This is a genomic window from Tersicoccus phoenicis (assembly GCF_001968835.1).
In the GTDB taxonomy this organism is placed as follows: Bacteria; Actinomycetota; Actinomycetes; order Actinomycetales; family Micrococcaceae; genus Tersicoccus; species Tersicoccus phoenicis.
In genome coordinates, this window is sequence record NZ_MRDE01000026.1 from 1 (window position 1) to 14,595 (window position 14,595).

At 71.6% G+C, this 14,595-nt stretch carries 12 protein-coding genes; 5 read left to right on the forward strand and 7 right to left on the reverse strand.

The window, feature by feature from the left end; all coding sequences use genetic code 11:
• Positions 1 to 226: 226 nt before the first annotated feature.
• Positions 227 to 1,543 carry a uracil-xanthine permease family protein gene (locus tag BKD30_RS05800; RefSeq protein ID WP_076703105.1) on the reverse strand — a complete coding sequence of 439 codons (1,317 nt, stop codon included), beginning with the start codon at positions 1,541 to 1,543 and terminating at the stop codon, positions 227 to 229.
• Positions 1,544 to 1,762: 219 nt separating this feature from the next.
• Here BKD30_RS05800 and BKD30_RS05805 point away from each other — a divergent pair, with 219 nt between their 5' ends.
• Complete coding sequence (locus BKD30_RS05805) at positions 1,763 to 2,383, forward strand: malonic semialdehyde reductase (RefSeq protein ID WP_076703107.1); 621 nt, start codon at positions 1,763 to 1,765, stop codon at positions 2,381 to 2,383.
• A 40-nt stretch (positions 2,384 to 2,423) separates the two neighbouring features.
• Here the strand turns inward: BKD30_RS05805 and pgm are convergent, their stop codons facing one another.
• The 4 genes from pgm to BKD30_RS05825 all read right to left on the reverse strand — a co-directional run bounded on the left by pgm (position 2,424) and on the right by BKD30_RS05825 (position 8,387).
• The gene (pgm, locus tag BKD30_RS05810; protein WP_173893028.1) at positions 2,424 to 4,073 is read right to left on the reverse strand and encodes a phosphoglucomutase (alpha-D-glucose-1,6-bisphosphate-dependent); all 1,650 of its coding nucleotides are present in this window, start codon (positions 4,071 to 4,073) and stop codon (positions 2,424 to 2,426) included.
• A gap of 215 nt (positions 4,074 to 4,288) precedes the next feature.
• Positions 4,289 to 5,338 carry an LLM class flavin-dependent oxidoreductase gene (locus BKD30_RS05815; protein WP_076703110.1) on the reverse strand — a complete coding sequence of 350 codons (1,050 nt, stop codon included), beginning with the start codon at positions 5,336 to 5,338 and terminating at the stop codon, positions 4,289 to 4,291.
• 84 nt (positions 5,339 to 5,422) lie between these two features.
• Positions 5,423 to 6,901: a peptide MFS transporter gene (locus tag BKD30_RS05820; protein ID WP_076703112.1), complete on the reverse strand. Its 1,479-nt coding sequence runs from the start codon at positions 6,899 to 6,901 to the stop codon at positions 5,423 to 5,425.
• An 88-nt stretch (positions 6,902 to 6,989) separates the two neighbouring features.
• Positions 6,990 to 8,387, reverse strand: a complete 1,398-nt coding sequence (locus tag BKD30_RS05825) for an MFS transporter (protein ID WP_076703234.1) — start codon at positions 8,385 to 8,387, stop codon at positions 6,990 to 6,992.
• 156 nt (positions 8,388 to 8,543) lie between these two features.
• Here BKD30_RS05825 and BKD30_RS05830 point away from each other — a divergent pair, with 156 nt between their 5' ends.
• Genes BKD30_RS05830 through BKD30_RS05840 form a run of 3 tightly spaced genes read left to right on the forward strand, consistent with a single transcriptional unit; the run spans position 8,544 to position 11,810 of the window.
• Positions 8,544 to 9,236: a response regulator transcription factor gene (locus BKD30_RS05830; RefSeq protein ID WP_076703114.1), complete on the forward strand. Its 693-nt coding sequence runs from the start codon at positions 8,544 to 8,546 to the stop codon at positions 9,234 to 9,236.
• Positions 9,233 to 10,762: a sensor histidine kinase gene (locus tag BKD30_RS05835; RefSeq protein WP_076703116.1), complete on the forward strand. Its 1,530-nt coding sequence runs from the start codon at positions 9,233 to 9,235 to the stop codon at positions 10,760 to 10,762. Before BKD30_RS05830 ends, BKD30_RS05835 begins: the two co-directional genes overlap by 4 nt.
• Positions 10,755 to 11,810 carry a TAXI family TRAP transporter solute-binding subunit gene (locus BKD30_RS05840; protein WP_083956055.1) on the forward strand — a complete coding sequence of 352 codons (1,056 nt, stop codon included), beginning with the start codon at positions 10,755 to 10,757 and terminating at the stop codon, positions 11,808 to 11,810. Before BKD30_RS05835 ends, BKD30_RS05840 begins: the two co-directional genes overlap by 8 nt.
• A 21-nt stretch (positions 11,811 to 11,831) precedes the next feature.
• On the opposite strand, the gene BKD30_RS05845 is transcribed toward BKD30_RS05840, so the two are convergent.
• Positions 11,832 to 13,274: an amidase gene (locus BKD30_RS05845; protein WP_076703118.1), complete on the reverse strand. Its 1,443-nt coding sequence runs from the start codon at positions 13,272 to 13,274 to the stop codon at positions 11,832 to 11,834.
• Between the two features lie 54 nt (positions 13,275 to 13,328).
• Between BKD30_RS05845 and BKD30_RS05850 the strand changes: the two genes are divergently transcribed.
• Positions 13,329 to 14,003 carry a MarR family winged helix-turn-helix transcriptional regulator gene (locus tag BKD30_RS05850; protein WP_218189258.1) on the forward strand — a complete coding sequence of 225 codons (675 nt, stop codon included), beginning with the start codon at positions 13,329 to 13,331 and terminating at the stop codon, positions 14,001 to 14,003.
• 4 nt (positions 14,004 to 14,007) lie between these two features.
• On the opposite strand, the gene idi is transcribed toward BKD30_RS05850, so the two are convergent.
• Positions 14,008 to 14,589 carry an isopentenyl-diphosphate Delta-isomerase gene (gene idi / locus BKD30_RS05855; RefSeq protein ID WP_076703121.1) on the reverse strand — a complete coding sequence of 194 codons (582 nt, stop codon included), beginning with the start codon at positions 14,587 to 14,589 and terminating at the stop codon, positions 14,008 to 14,010.
• Positions 14,590 to 14,595 lie beyond the last annotated feature (6 nt).

The window sequence follows — 14,595 nt, forward strand, 5'->3', positions numbered from 1 at the left end:
CGGCACCTGACCACCAGCAATCGACCACACGAGCAAGGAACTCCAGTGGAAAAGCCGGGCAGACCGGCGGCCACCACACGCCCAAACGGCCACGAAGCCAGCTCACCCGGAGCGGTCACCGTCACGAAGCTGATCGGTGGATCGAGGCTTAAAGAGCCCCGCTCTCGGGCGGGACCCGCTGACTCACGGGACGGGGCCGCGCCGACCGAGCAGCAAAGCAGGGGCCTCAACCCAGCCGGCTGGGTTCCGCGCCGACGTCCTCGAGGTGCTCGGGGTCCTGCACCGCCCGGGTGGCCCGGTTGATCGCCGTCATGCCGTGGAAGAGCACGAGCGCGGCCGCGGTGCCGAGCGCGATGCCGGCGAAGGTTAGGTCGCCGATGCGCCAGGTGACGTCGGCGATCCCGATGATCAGGGACACGGCGGCCGTCGTCAGGTTGATCGGGTTGGCGAAGTTGACCCGGTTCTGCACCCAGATCCGCACACCGAGCATGCCGATCATGCCGTAGAGGAGGATGGCGGCGCCGCCGAGCACGCCCGGGGGCACGGTGGCGATCGCCGCCCCGAACTTCGGCGAGAAGCTCAGCAGCAGTGCGGTGATCGCGGCGACCCAGTAGGCCGCCGTCGAGTACACCTTGGTGGCGGCCATGACGCCGATGTTCTCCGCGTACGTCGTGGTACCCGAGCCACCGCCGGAGCCGGCGAGAACGGTGGCCAGCCCGTCGGACATCAGGGCGCGGCCGGTCAGGTCGTCGAGGTTGCGGCCGGTCATCAGCGCCACCGACTTCACGTGACCGATGTTCTCCGCGATCAGCACCAGCACGACCGGGACGAACAGCCCGACGACGGAGAACTGCAGTTCCGGTGCGGTGAACGGGGGCAGGCCGACCCACGGCGCCTGATCGACGGCCGCGAAGTCGACCTCGCCGCGCACCACCGCGAGGACGTACCCGACGGCGACGCCGATCAGGATGGCGAGACGCCCGAGGATGCCGCGGAACAGCACGGTGATCAGCACGATCGCGAGCAGCGTCACGACCGCCGTCACCGGTCCCTTCTCCAGATTGGCGCGAGCACTGGGAGCGAGGTTCAACCCGATCAGGGCGACGATCGAGCCGGTCACCACCGGCGGCATCAGCACCTGCAGCCAGCGGCTGCCCGCCAACTGAACCACCAGCCCCACGAGGAAGAGGACGACGCCGGCCAGCAGCACCCCGCCGAGCGCGCCGGCCATCCCGTGCTGGCTGGTCGCCGCACCGATCGGGGCGATGAACGCGAAGCTCGAGCCGAGGTAGCTGGGTACCCGGCCCGCCGTGATGACGAGGAACAGCAGCGTGCCGATGCCCGAGAAGAACAACGTGGTGGCCGGCGGGAACCCGGTGAGCAGGGGGACCAGGAAGGTCGCACCGAACATGGCGACGACGTGCTGCATGCCGATGCCGATGGTCCGAGGCCAGCTGAGCCGTTCGTCCGGGCCGACGACGGCGCCCGGCGTGACGGTCCGACCGTCACCGTGCAGGGTCCACGAGAATCCGGGCAGTTGCATGGTTCCCCTTCCGGGCGGGCGTGTGGAGGCTGCAGGACAGGATATCCGCCGTGGCGGTGACCGGCCGCCGCCCCCGCGCGGTCGGCCGCCGGGCCGGCTCGGACACGAGGTTCTCTACTGTCTCCTGTGACCGATCGAACAGCCGGAGGGGGAATCGGTACCCGGCGGCAACCCGTTGTGACGGTGGACGACACACCGCAGCCTTCCCGGGAGACAACCATGACCGCACAGATCGCCGAGACCGTGCTCGACGAGGCCGCCGCCGACCTGCTGTTCCGCGCGGGACGGACCGCCAACAGCTTCACCGACGAGGACGTCACCGACGAGCAGCTGCGCGCCATCTGGGATCTGACCCGGATGGGGCCCACGGCGTTCAACAGCCAGCCCCTCCGCATCACCTGGCTGCGCAAGGGCGCCGCCCGCGAGCGGCTGCTCGCGCACATGAGCCGCGGCAACCAGGAGAAGACGGCGGCCGCCCCCGTGGTCGCCGTCCTCTCTTTCGACAACCACTGGCACCGTCGCTTCGACGAGTTCATGCCCGGCATGGCCGAGCGCACCGCGCCGATGGCGGAGAACTTCGCGGCCAACGAGGCGCTGAGCCACCAGATCGCGAACAACAACGCCAACATGCAGGCCGGCTACTTCATCCTGGCCGTGCGGGCGATCGGCCTGGACGCGGGCCCGATGAGCGGGTTCGACGCGGCCGGACTGGACGCCGACTTCTTCGCCGACGGGTCACAGAAGTCCTTCGCCGTCGTCAACCTCGGTCACGCCGGCGACGGCGCCTGGGGTCCGGCGAAGCCGCGCTACTCCTTCGAGGACGCGACGACGACCCTCTGACGAGCTTCGGCCCGACGAGCCTCGGTCAGGAGAGCTTCGGTCAGGAGATGACCGAGTCGACCAGCTTCTTCGCCTCGGCCTGCACCTCGGTCAGATGGTCCGCGCCGACGAACGACTCGGCGTAGATCTTGTACACATCCTCGGTGCCCGAGGGCCGGGCCGCGAACCACGCTCGCTCGGTCGTCACCTTCAGGCCACCGATCGGGGCCCCGTTGCCGGGCGCCTCGGTCAATTTGGCAGTGATCGGGTCCCCGGCCAGGGTGTCGGCGGTCACCTGCTCGGGGCTCAATCTGCCGAGCTTGGCCTTCTGCTCCCGGTCGGCCGCCGCATCGATCCGCGCGTACACCGGATCCCCGAACTCCGCGGTCAGTTCGGCGTAGCGCACCGCCGGGGTCTTGCCGCTGACGGCGGTGATCTCCGAGGCGAGCAGGCACAGCAGGATGCCGTCCTTGTCCGTGGACCACGGTTGCCCGTTCCGGGTCAGGAACGAGGCGCCCGCCGATTCCTCCCCGCCGAACGCGATGCCGCCGTCGAGCAGCCCGGAGACGAACCACTTGAACCCCACCGGAACCTCGAGCAGCGACCGCCCCGTGCTGGCCGCGACCTTGTCGATGATCGAGGAGGAGACCAGCGTCTTGCCGATCGCCGAGGTCACCGGCCACCCGTCGCGGTGCCGGAACAGGTAGTCGATGGCGACGGCGAGATAGTGGTTCGGGTTCATCAGGGCGCGGGTGCCGTCGGGACCCGCGCAGACGATGCCGTGCCGGTCGGCGTCGGCGTCGTTGCCGGTCGCGATGTCGTAGTCGCCCGCCTTCTCGATCAGTGAGGCCATCGCGTAGGGCGAGGAGCAGTCCATCCGGATCTTCTCGTCCCAGTCCAGCGTCATGAACGCCCACTGCGGGTCGACGACGGGGTTGACGACGGTCAGGTCCAGCCCGTGCCGCTCGCCGATCGCGGCCCAGTAGTCCACCGATGCGCCGCCCAGCGGATCCGCGCCGATCCGCAGGCCCGAGTTGCGGATGGCGTCCAGGTCGAGGACCTGCGGCAGGTCGTCGACGTAACCGGCCAGGAAGTCGTGGGTGCCGATGCAGTCGGCCGTGCGGGCCCGGTCGATCGGGATCCGCTTCACCCCGTGGTTGTCCTCGCCGAGGAGTTCGTTCGCCCGGTTGGCGATCCACCCGGTCGAGTCCGTGTCGGCGGGGCCGCCGGTGGGCGGGTTGTACTTGAAGCCACCGTCGGCCGGCGGGTTGTGGCTCGGGGTGACGACGATGCCGTCGGCCGTCTCCGCGTGTTGCCCACTGCGGTTCCAGGTCAGGATCGAGTGGCTGAGGGCCGGCGTCGGCGTGTACCCGTCGCGTGCGTCGATCAGCGTCGTCACGTTGTTCGCGGCCAGGACCTCCAGCGCCGTGCTCTGCGCGGGGTCGGACAGGGCGTGGGTGTCCTTGGCCAGGAACAGGGGACCGGTGATGCCCTGCCCGGCCCGGTACTCGACGATCGCCTGCGTGATCGCGGCGATGTGCGCCTCGTTGAACGCGTTCTTCAGGCTCGACCCGCGGTGCCCCGACGTGCCGAACACGACCCGCTGGGCCGGATCGGACAGGTCGGGCTTGCGGTCGTAGTACGCGTCCAGCAGCGCGGACACGTCGATCAGGTCGCTGGGAAGGGCCACGGTGCCCGCACGATTCGCCATGCGTCCAAGCATGTCAGAGCCCGCGCCGCCGTCAACAGGGAAGTCGCGGCCGAGACGCCGCTTGGCTACCCGCCGTCTGCGTTGACTATCGGATTTCGGGGCTCCAATGAGCGCAGAGAGCCCCGAAATTCAATAGTCAACGCGGAAGGGGCGGTCGCCGTCGCCGTCGACGTCGCCGTCGACGTTGCGGGCGCGGGAAGACGCGGGCGCCGGGTTCAGGAGCTGACGGCAGACCCTGCGGGGCGCCAGCCGATGGCGGGGGCCACGTGCTCGGCGATGGTGGCCAGCATCCGGGTGTTGTATTCGACACCCAACTGGTTCGGCACGGTGAGCAGCACGGTGTCCGCGGCCTGGACGGCGGCGTCGGCGGCGAGCTGCCGCGCGATCACGTCCGGCTCACCGGTGTAGCTGCGCCCGAACCGGGCGAGCGTCTGATGGTCCACATACCCGACCTGGTCGCCGTCGTCCCCGACCCCGAAGTGGGTGCGGTCCTCGTCGGTGACCAGGGGGATGACGCTGCGGCTGATCGAGACGCGCGGCTGCCGGTCCCAGCCGGCCTCGGCCCAGGCGGCGCGGTACTGGGCGATCTGCTCGGCCTGCGCCGCGTCGAACGGGACACCGGTGTCCTCGGTCAGCAACGTCGAGGACATCAGGTTCATCCCCTCACCGGCGGCCCACACGGCGGACGCACGGGTACCGGAGCCCCACCAGATCCGGTCCGGCAGGCCGGGGGAGAGCGGCTGGAGGCCGACGACGGCGTCGGATCGACCGGTGGTGCGCGGGTCGGAGCGGGCGACGCCGGAACCGCCGATCGCGGCACGGAAGACGGCGGTGTGCCGGCGGGCGAGGTCGGCGTCGGTGCCGCCCTCGGCCGGCACGTACCCGAATGCCTCGTACCCGTTCCGGGCCGGCGACGGCGTGCCGCGACTGATGCCCAGCTGCAGTCGGCCACCCGAGATCAGGTCCGCCGCGGCGGCCTCCTCGGCCGCGTAGAGCGGGTTCTCGTACCGCATGTCGATGACCCCGGTGCCGATCTCGATCCGTGACGTCCGGGCGCCGATCGCGGCCAGCAGCGGGTACGGGGCGGCCAGCTGGCGTTCGAAGTGGTGCACCCGGAAGTACGCGCCGTCGATGCCCAGCTCCTCGGCGGCGACCGCCAGCTCGATCGACTGCGTCAGCGCGTCCGCCGCCGACCGCGTGTGCGGGCCCGCCGGGTGCCAGTGGCCGAAGGACAGGAAGCCGATGCGTTTGGGGTGGGCGCTCATGTGGAGCGAGAACGCCGGAGGGCGGCCGGGCTATTCCGGCCGCCCTCCGGCGTCGCGTCCCGTGAGCGCACCGAACGCGGCGGGTCAGTGCACGCCGCTCATCAGCTTCCGGATCGGCTTGACGACCAGGCCGAGCAGGATGCCCGCCACGACGCACACGCCGCCGATGATGCCGAAGTACGGCGCCTCGTTCGCGGGGTCGTAGTACCCGGCGAGCACGCCGGCCATCGAGGTGCCCAGTGCCACCGACAGGAAGAACAGGGCGACCATCTGGGTGCGGAACCGCTCCGGCGCGAGTTTCGTCGTGACGGACAGACCCACCGGAGAGAGCAGCAGCTCCGCGATGGTGAACAGCAGCAGGATGCCGGCCACCACGAGCAGCGGGGTGCCGCCCTGACCGGTACCGACGAACGGGAGGAACGCCCAGAAGGCGAGACCCATGATGATCAGCGACACCGTGAACTTGGCCGGCGTCGAGGGCTGCCGGGTGCCCAGCCTGGTCCACATCGCCGCGAAAACGCCCGACAGCACGATGATGTAGACCGGGTTGATGGACTGCACCCACTCGATCGGCATCTCCCAGCCGAACAGGTTCCGGTTCATCCGCTCGTCCGAGTAGATGGTCAGCATCGAGAACTGCTGCTGGTACAGCGACCAGAACACGGCGCTGGCCAGGAAGATCGGGATGAACGCGTACACCCGGCGCCGCTCGGTGGTGGTGAGCCGGCTGGAGAGGATGACGGCGAAGTAGGCGATCGCGGCGATGATGGTCGCGGCCACCACCAGATTCGCCAGGTTGTCCGGGTTGATCAGGCCGGTGAGCACGGCGATCACGATCAGCACGACGGCGACGACGGCGATGCCGCCGGCCAGGCCGTACCGGTTCCGCGGCAGCGGGTTGGGCACGTGGCCGGCCTCGGCGGGCAGGTTCTTCCGGGTCAGACCGTACTGGACCAGGCCGAACGCCATGCCGACGGCGGCCAGGCCGAACGCCCAGTGGAACCCGACCGTGTCCCGGACCAGACCGGTCAGCAGCGGGCCGAACAGGGCACCGATGTTGATGCCCATGTAGAAGATGGAGAATCCGGCGTCGCGCCGCTCGTCGCCGGGCGCGTACAGCGTGCCGACGATCGACGTGGCGTTGGCCTTCAGACCACCGCTGCCGATCGCCACCAGGATCAGGCCCACGGCCACACCCACCCAGCCGGGCAGCACGGCCAGGCTGATGTGGCCGAGCATGATCATGACGGCGCTGACGAACAGCACCCGCTCCGAGCCGAGCAGCCGGTCCGCCACCCAGGCGCCGAGGATGGTCGAGAGGTAGACCCCACCGCCGTAGGCGCCGATGATGCCGACCGCGGCGGTCTGGTCACCGCCCAGGCCGCCGTCGGTGACGGAGAAGTACATGTACAGCAGGACGACGGCCTGCATGCCGTAGTAGGAGAAGCGCTCCCACAGTTCGACGCTGAACAGGTTGGCCAGCATCCGGGGCTGGCCGAGGAAGGTCGGTCCCTCCGCGGGTGCCGGTGACCCGGGCGTGGAGGAGGTGGTGGGGGAACTCATGCTTCTATCGTGACACCGGTCGACGTGCAACAGGGGTCCACCCACCGGCGAACGTGGCGCGGATCATACCGATCCGAGCCGCTGGAGATCAGCCGACCCGCGACGGTTCCCGCCCGCCGTCGTCGATCGACTCCGGAGCCGCGCCGGCGGGGAACTCCTCGTCGAGGTAGGTGCGCTTCTTGTTCGGCAGGAAGACGATGTACACCACCAGGGAGATGACGATCGTGATGGTCACGTAGGTGAAGAGCCACTCCTTGTGCCCGGAGCTGGAGAGCCACGAGCCGATGAACGGCACCGTGCCGCCGAACAGCGAGTTCGCGACCGCATAGCCCAGGCCCACCCCGAGGGCCCGCACCGAGGCCGGGAAGAGCTCCGCCTTGACGATCGCGCTGACCGAGGTGTAGTTCACCACGATCAGCAGGCCCGCGAGCATGAGCCAGAACGCGATGAACGGGTCCCGGACGCCGGCGAGGGTGGACATGATCGGCCACGTGAAGACGGCCCCGAGCACCCCGAACACGATGAGTTGGGCCTTACGGCCGATCTTGTCCGAGAGCAACCCGAACAGCGGGTGCAGGAGCATGTACACGAACAATGCCCAGAAGTTGATCACCGAGGTCTGTGTCTTGGGGATCTGCGAGACGCTGTTCATGAAGTTGAGGATGTACGTCGTGTACAGGTAGAAGGCGCACGTGCCGCCCATGGTCAGGAACACGACGACGACGAACGGCTTCCAGTGCTTGGTGAAGAGCAGCTTCAGGCTGCCGGGCTCGGCGGCGCTGGTCCGGGCGCCGTGGGTCTTCGCCGCGGCGACCTGCTGCGGGGAGATGGTCTCGTCCATCGAGCGCCGCAGCCACAGGACCACGAGCGCGGCGACGGCGCCGATCGCGAACGGGATGCGCCAGCCCCACGCCTTCAGCTCCGCCTCGGCGAGCACGTTCTGGAGGATGATCAGGGTCAGCAGGGCGAGGACCTGCCCGCCGACCAGGGTGACGTACTGGAAACTGGAGAAGAAGCCGCGGCGCTTGGCGGTGGCGACCTCGGACATGTACGTGGCGGCGGTGCCGTACTCGCCGCCCACCGAGAAACCCTGGAGCAGGCGCGAGGCGTACATGAGCACGGTGGACCAGGCGCCGATCTGCGCGACGCCGGGCAGCACGGCGACGAGCAGGGAGCCGGCCGCCATCAGGGTCACGCTGAGCGTCAGCGCCGCTCGGCGGCCGCGGCGGTCGGCGTAGCGGCCGAAGAACCAGGAGCCGACCGGGCGCATCAGGAACGTCAGGGCGAACGTCAGGTACGCGTCGATCTGTGCCTGGACCGGGTCCTTGGTGCTGAAGAAGTAGGTCGCGAAGTACGCCGAGAAGGCGGCATACACGTAGAGGTCGTACCACTCGATCAGGTTCCCTGCGGAGCCCTTGAGGGTGTTGGCGATGGCGCGCCGCGTCACTGCGGCGCCAACGGCCGTCCGGGGCTGGGTGATGGTCATGCCGTCGACGCTAGGGGTGACGACGGACACAGCCCAAGCCGGCGGCGGCATTCCTAACACTTCCTTAAGTGAGCGCGCCGGCCGGTACTCTCGGGCGTGGACCGCGGGCAGAACCGGACGGCGCCAGCCAGAGCAGTCAGTGGGGTGGATCGGGGCATGCGGGTGTTGATCGTCGAGGACGACGACGCGATGGCGGCTGCGCTGATGGCCTCCGTGCGGCCGGCAGGACATGGTCCGGCACGCGTGAGCAGGGGCGCGGATGCCCTGCTGACGCACCGGGACCACGACCTGATCCTGCTCGACCTGGGCCTGCCGGACATGGACGGGTTGGACGTGCTCCGCAAGCTCCGCCGGGTCACCGACGCTCCGATCCTCGTCCTCACGGCTCGAGACGACGAGCGCAGTGTGGTCCTCGGCCTGCGGTCCGGTGCGGACGACTACCTCGTCAAACCGGTCAAGCTCGTGGAGCTGCTGGCCCGCATCGAGGCGGTGACCAGGCGGGTGGCACGGACCACCGACGGCGGGACCGAGCCCCGCCGGCTCCGGATCGGCGAGGTGGACATCGACCTCGACCGGCGAGTGGCCGCCGTCGGGTCCCGCGTCCTGAGCCTCACCGCCACCGAGTACGACCTCCTGGTGCTCCTGGCCAGGAACGCCGGCTCGGTGGTGACCCGGGAACAGATCCTCGACGCCCTGTGGGGTGACGCGTTCGTGGCCTCGTCCCGCTCCCTCGACGTCCACCTGACGGGGCTGCGGTCCAAGCTGAGGCTGCCCGGTTTCCTGATCAACGTCCGGGGCGTCGGATACCGCGTCGAGGGCGCCGCTCACGACCGGGACGGCTCGCCGTGAGGGTGCGGGTCCTCGGGATCCTGAGCCTGTTCTCCGTCCTCATCGTCGTCGCCGTCGCCGCTTCGATCCTCACCTCGGTCAGCCGTGAGCTGACCCAGGAACTGCAGATCAACCGGGTCGCGGCACTCAATCGATTCGCGCAGCTGGCCGACGACGCGGTGAGCACCGGGGACACGAGCCAACTCCAACGGGACATGAACCGCTACTCGCAGCTCTACGGCGAGGGCATCGTGGTCCACACACCGCAGGCGACGCTCACCTCCGGCGGCCTGAGCCCGGACCGTGCTGACGTGCGGGATTCGATCGGACGCGCGCGCCTGAACCTCGCCGACACCGCGCTCGCGCCGGTGCAGCCGTTCGGCCCCCGATCCGAGGTGATCGCCCGCTCGTTCGGGACGGCGAGCCAGGTCCTCGGCGAGGCGGCGCTCGACGTCGACCTCGGCGCGGCGCGGCAGAAGCTGCGCGAGCGCTGGCTTCTGGTCGTGCTGGCGGCCGTCGCGGGGTGGACGCTCCTGCTCCTGGGGGCCGCGCGGGTCACGGGGTGGGTCCTGCGTCCGGTCCACCGGCTCACGGACGCGGTCGCGGCGTTCGAGGAGTCCGGGCGGGCGACCCGGCTGCGGGAGGAAGGCCCACCGGAACTCCAACGGCTCAGCCGCGCCTTCTCGGCCATGGCCGAGCACGTCGCGGCGAGCATGGACTCCCAGCGCCAGCTCATCGCCGACGCCTCCCACCAGCTCCGCAACCCCGTGGGTGCTTTGCGCCTTCGGGCCGACCTGCTCGCCCTCGAACTCGACGCCCCCGCCCAGCGCGCCGCGGCGGCGGGCCTGACCCGGGAGCTGGAGCACGTCGAGGGAGTGCTCGACGGGGTGCTCCGGCTGGCGGCGGCCGAACACCGGGTGCAGGAAGGCGCGGTGACCGGGGCGGGCCTCGTGCTCGGCGAGCGCGCCCAACACGTCGACCCCTGGCCGGTCCTGCAGGAGGCGGTCGAGCGGGCCGAACCGGCCGCCGTCAGCGCCGGTGCCCGGCTCGAGCTCGCCCCTCCGCCCTCCCCGTCGCTGAGGGTGGTGAGCAACCGGTCGGATCTGGCCGACATGGTTGACGAGCTGATCGGGAATGCCGTCAAGTACGCGCCCGGAGCGACGATCCGCGTCGGCGTCCGTGCCGAGGCGGGGCGGAGTGGCGAGACGGCGCCGGGTGGGGAGGCGGTTCAGCAGGATCGCGTGGTCGCCCTCGTGGTGACGGACGACGGCCCGGGTCTGAGCGAGCAGGAGCTCGCCGCGGCGACGACGCGCTTCTGGCGCTCGCCGCAGCACAGCGCCACCCCCGGCACGGGACTCGGCCTGGCCATCGTGGCCCGGCTCGCGGAGGCGAACGGTGCCCGGCTGGTGCTCGCAACGGCCCAGCCCCACGGGCTGGTGGCCCGCGTCGAGTTCCGCGCGACGCGCCAGGTGCCTGCGTCGGGCCCTGGCTCCCCGGACGGGGACGACGAGGCGGGGCGGCACGGACGGGCTCGGCCCGATGCGTGACGCGCGACCGGGCCGGGCCGACGCCCGCGCGGCCGGGCCGGCCCCCGGACCCCGGGACGTGTCGGGCCCGAGCCGGCGACAGGTCCTGCGGGCGGGGCTGGCCACCGGGCTGGCCGGGTTCGTCCTCCCGGGCGCTGCCGCCTGCACCCCGGCCGCCCGCACCGACGCGATCACCGTCGCCGGCGGTGAGTCCGGCGGCTTCTACCTCGAATTCGCCACGCTCCTGGCCACGTCGCTGACCCGCCGGGCAGTCGCGCGCACCGCCTCCGCCGTGCAGACTCAGGGCAGCCTCGAGAACATCGACCGGCTCGTGCGCGGCGAGGTGACCCTCGGCATCGCGCTCGCGGACTCCGCGGCCGACAGCGTGGCCGGCAGGTCGGCGAGCGCCGCGCCGTCATCGGCGTCGATCAGGGCCCTCGGCAAGGTCTACGAGAACTATCTCCACTGCCTCGTGCGGGCCGACAGCGGGATCGGTGCCGTCGCCGACCTGGCGGGACGCACCGTCGGCGTCGGTGGACAGCGGTCGGGGACCTCGCTCACGGCGCGCCGCATCCTGGAGGCGGCGGGCCTCTCCGGCGCCGACCGACAAGCCGGTCTCACCGAGCTGCCCCTCGGACTCAACCAGGGGGTCGCCGCCCTGCGGGACGGAAGGGTCGAGGGCCTCTTCTGGTCCGGCGGCCTGCCGACCGCGGCCATCACCGCGGCGGCGAAGGACACGAAGCTGCGGCTCGTCGACCTGTCCGCACTCATCGCCCCGCTCCGGGCGCGATACCAGGGGTTCTACGACCGTGTCCTCATCCAGGCCGGAACCTATCCCGGCATGCCCGCGACCTGGACCGTCGGCGTCGCCAACGTGCTGCTGTGCCGGGCCGACATGGGCGCGGACGTCGCCCGCTCCATCGTCGAACTCCTGCTGACCCGGGCGAGCGAACTGGTGCCGGCCTCCAGCCTCGGCGTGCAGTTCCTCAGCCCCGAGACCCTCATCAACACGGCGGGAGTGCCTCTGCACCCCGCGGCGGAGGACGCCTACCGGGCCTTCCACGGTTGAGGCGGCGCGCCCCGGCGGCACTCAGGGCAGTGGGACTCCGCCCGGGACGGTCCGGTGCAGCAGGTGCGCCAGGGCGAGCAGGGTGCGTTCGCCGCTCGGCCGGCCGATCAACTGCACGCCCATGGGCAGACCCTGGGCCTCCGGTCCGCCGGCCGGGTCGGGACGCGTCCAGCCGGTCGTGGCGGTGACGGCGGGCAGCCCGACGACGTTCAGGGCCGACGTCCAGGGTGTGTACTGGCACTGCCGGCGGTAGTCGGTGTCCGCGTCGACGTCCCAGTCCGCGCCGGTGTACCAGCCGATGGGGCGCGGGGTGTCCGCCAGCGCCGGGGTCAGCACGACGTCGTACCGGGCGAAGGCGGCCACCGTGTCCCACTCGATCTGCTGCAGCACGTCGATGGCGCGCGCCAGGTCGGTGGCCGGCCGACGGCGGGCCCGCGCCCGGAACTCGCGGGCGAGCGGGGTGAGCCGGGCCTCGGCGTCCGGGTCCAGGTCCGCCAGCCCGACGCCGGTGGTCCAGACGGTGGCGAACGCCTCGGGGTAACGGGGATCCCAGCCCGGGTCCATCTCCTCGACCCGGTGGCCGTGCTGTTCGAGGGCCGTGACCCCGGCGTCCAGCGCGGCGTGGGCGGCGGGCGCAACCGGCAGGTCGTACGCGGACGCGAACGGCGAGGCGGTGGTGACCCCGATGCGCAGGGGGCCCGGCACCGTCAGATCGGTCGGATCGGCCACCGGTGCCGCGGTCAGCGCCCGGTGGTTGACGTCGCCGGCGAGGACGTCCAGCAGCAGGGCCGCGTCGGCCGCCGTCCGCGCGATCGGGCCGGCGACGACGAACCGGCCGAGGTCGGCCTGCCCCGACCCGGTCGCGATCCGCCCCCGGTTCGGCTTCAGGCCCACCAGCCCGCACGCCGCGGCGGGAATCCGCACGGACCCGCCGCCGTCGGTACCGACCGCGAAGGGCAGCATCCCGGCGGCAACCGCGGCCGCGCTGCCGCCGGAGGACCCGCCGGGGCTGAGCCGCGGGTCCTGCGGTAACCGGGCCGGCGGGTGGGTGCGGCTCTCGCTGTGGCAGCTCAGCCCGAACTCCGGGACCTGGGTCTTGCCGACGACGACGACGCCGGCACGGCGCAGGGTGGCCACCAGGGGAGCATCTTCGGTGGGGACGACGTCGGGCAGCGCGGCGGAGCCATGTCCGGTCGGCACGCCCGCGACGTCGGTGAGGTCCTTGATGCCCATCGGCAGCCCGTGCAGCGGGCCCACCGGGCCGGTGCGGGCGAACCGCTGGTCCAGGTCGGCGGCGTCCCGCATGGCCTGCTCGCCGGTCACCGCGACGAAGGCGCCGAGCGCCAGATTGCGCGCCTCGATCACCGCCAGGTGGTGGGCGGTGACCTCCCGGGCGCTCAGCCGGCCCGCGGCCAGCGCGTCCCGCAGGTCGAGCGCGGTCAGGGTCTCGAGAGAATCGGTCATCGTGATCGAGGCTAGCGGAGGGCCGGATCGCTTCGGAGTCTCTATCATGGCCCTGTGCGCGCGTCAGATCGGCAGGACCGGGATGCCGATGCCGCGCGCCCCGCGCGCCGGCAGCGGCCCATGGCGCGTCGCCCCGGCTACGGGCTGCTCCTGCTGCTGGAGCGGATGACCTCCGAGCTGGAGTACTACGCGGCCCGGATGCGCCGCCGCGCGGGCATGCGCCGGACGGACATGCACGCCGTCGCTGCCGTCGTCGACGCGGAACGGGACGGCGAGGAGATGACCCCCGGACGCCTCGGCACCATGCTCGGCCTGTCCTCCTCCTCCGTGACCGCGCTCGTCGACCGGCTCTGCGAGGCCGGCCACCTGGATCGGGGCGCGGCGCGCACCGACGCCCGCCGGGTCGCCCTGCACGCCAACGACATCGGCCGGCAGGTCGGGGAGGAGCTGTTCGAGCCGCTCGATCACGCGCTGATGGAGGTGTTCGCCCGGCACAGCCCGGCCGAACTGGAACTGTTCGGCCGGATCGTCGAGGAGATCACCGACGCCACCGCCGGCGCCGGCGCACCGGTCAGGCAGATCGGCAGCGTCAGGAAGAACGGCAGGCCGACCGGCAGCGGGCACGCGACCGCCGGGAAGAACGGCAGTGCCGGTTCGAACGGCGCCGCGCTGCCGGGCCGGAACCCGGGCCGGGATCCCGACGGAGCCCGCGACGACGGCGCGTCCTGACGCGTCAGCGGGTGACCGGCGCGAACCGAGCCGGCCGCGCGGCCGCGAGCAGCGGAGCCTGCTCCACCAGCCAGGGGCTGAACACGAACGGCGCGGCCGCGACGGCATCGAGCAGCCGGACCGGATCGAGCCACGCCACGTCCATCACCTCGTCCGGACGGGGATCGAACCGCCCGGCCAGCACCGCGGTGTAGACCGGGCACACCTCGTGCTCGACGATTCGGCTCGCGTCGACGGCCCGGTAGGCGAAATCCGGCAGCACCGGTTCCAGATCCGTGACGGCGGCGCCGAGCTCGTGCTCCGCCCGGCGGCGCACGGCGTCGCTGACGGCTTCGCCCGGCGCAGGGTGCCCGCAGAACGCGTTGGTCCACACGCCCGGCCAGGCCACCTTGCCCAGCGCCCGCCGGGTCAGCAGCACCTTCCCGTCGACGTCGAACAACCAGCAGGAGAAGGCCAGGTGCAGGGGCGTGTCCCGGGTGTGGATCGCGGCCTTGCGGGCCACCCCGGACGGGCGGCGATCCTCGTCGAGCAGCACCACCAGCTCCGCCGCTGCTGGCGGGGAGCACGCGTCGGCGGGAATGTCCATGGCCCC

Excerpts from the sequence above, each read along its gene's own strand:
- idi (WP_076703121.1), bottom strand. The coding sequence starts at position 14,589 with ATGGACATTCCCGCCGACGCGTGCTCCCCGCCAGCAGCGGCGGAGCTG.
- BKD30_RS05820 (WP_076703112.1), bottom strand. The coding sequence starts at position 6,901 with ATGAGTTCCCCCACCACCTCCTCCACGCCCGGGTCACCGGCACCCGCG.
- BKD30_RS05815 (WP_076703110.1), bottom strand. The coding sequence starts at position 5,338 with ATGAGCGCCCACCCCAAACGCATCGGCTTCCTGTCCTTCGGCCACTGG.
- pgm (WP_173893028.1), bottom strand. The coding sequence starts at position 4,073 with ATGGCGAATCGTGCGGGCACCGTGGCCCTTCCCAGCGACCTGATCGAC.
- BKD30_RS05800 (WP_076703105.1), bottom strand. The coding sequence starts at position 1,543 with ATGCAACTGCCCGGATTCTCGTGGACCCTGCACGGTGACGGTCGGACC.
- BKD30_RS05825 (WP_076703234.1), bottom strand. The coding sequence starts at position 8,387 with ATGACCATCACCCAGCCCCGGACGGCCGTTGGCGCCGCAGTGACGCGG.
- BKD30_RS05845 (WP_076703118.1), bottom strand. The coding sequence starts at position 13,274 with ATGACCGATTCTCTCGAGACCCTGACCGCGCTCGACCTGCGGGACGCG.
- BKD30_RS05830 (WP_076703114.1), top strand. The coding sequence starts at position 8,544 with ATGCGGGTGTTGATCGTCGAGGACGACGACGCGATGGCGGCTGCGCTG.
- BKD30_RS05805 (WP_076703107.1), top strand. The coding sequence starts at position 1,763 with ATGACCGCACAGATCGCCGAGACCGTGCTCGACGAGGCCGCCGCCGAC.
- BKD30_RS05840 (WP_083956055.1), top strand. The coding sequence starts at position 10,755 with ATGCGTGACGCGCGACCGGGCCGGGCCGACGCCCGCGCGGCCGGGCCG.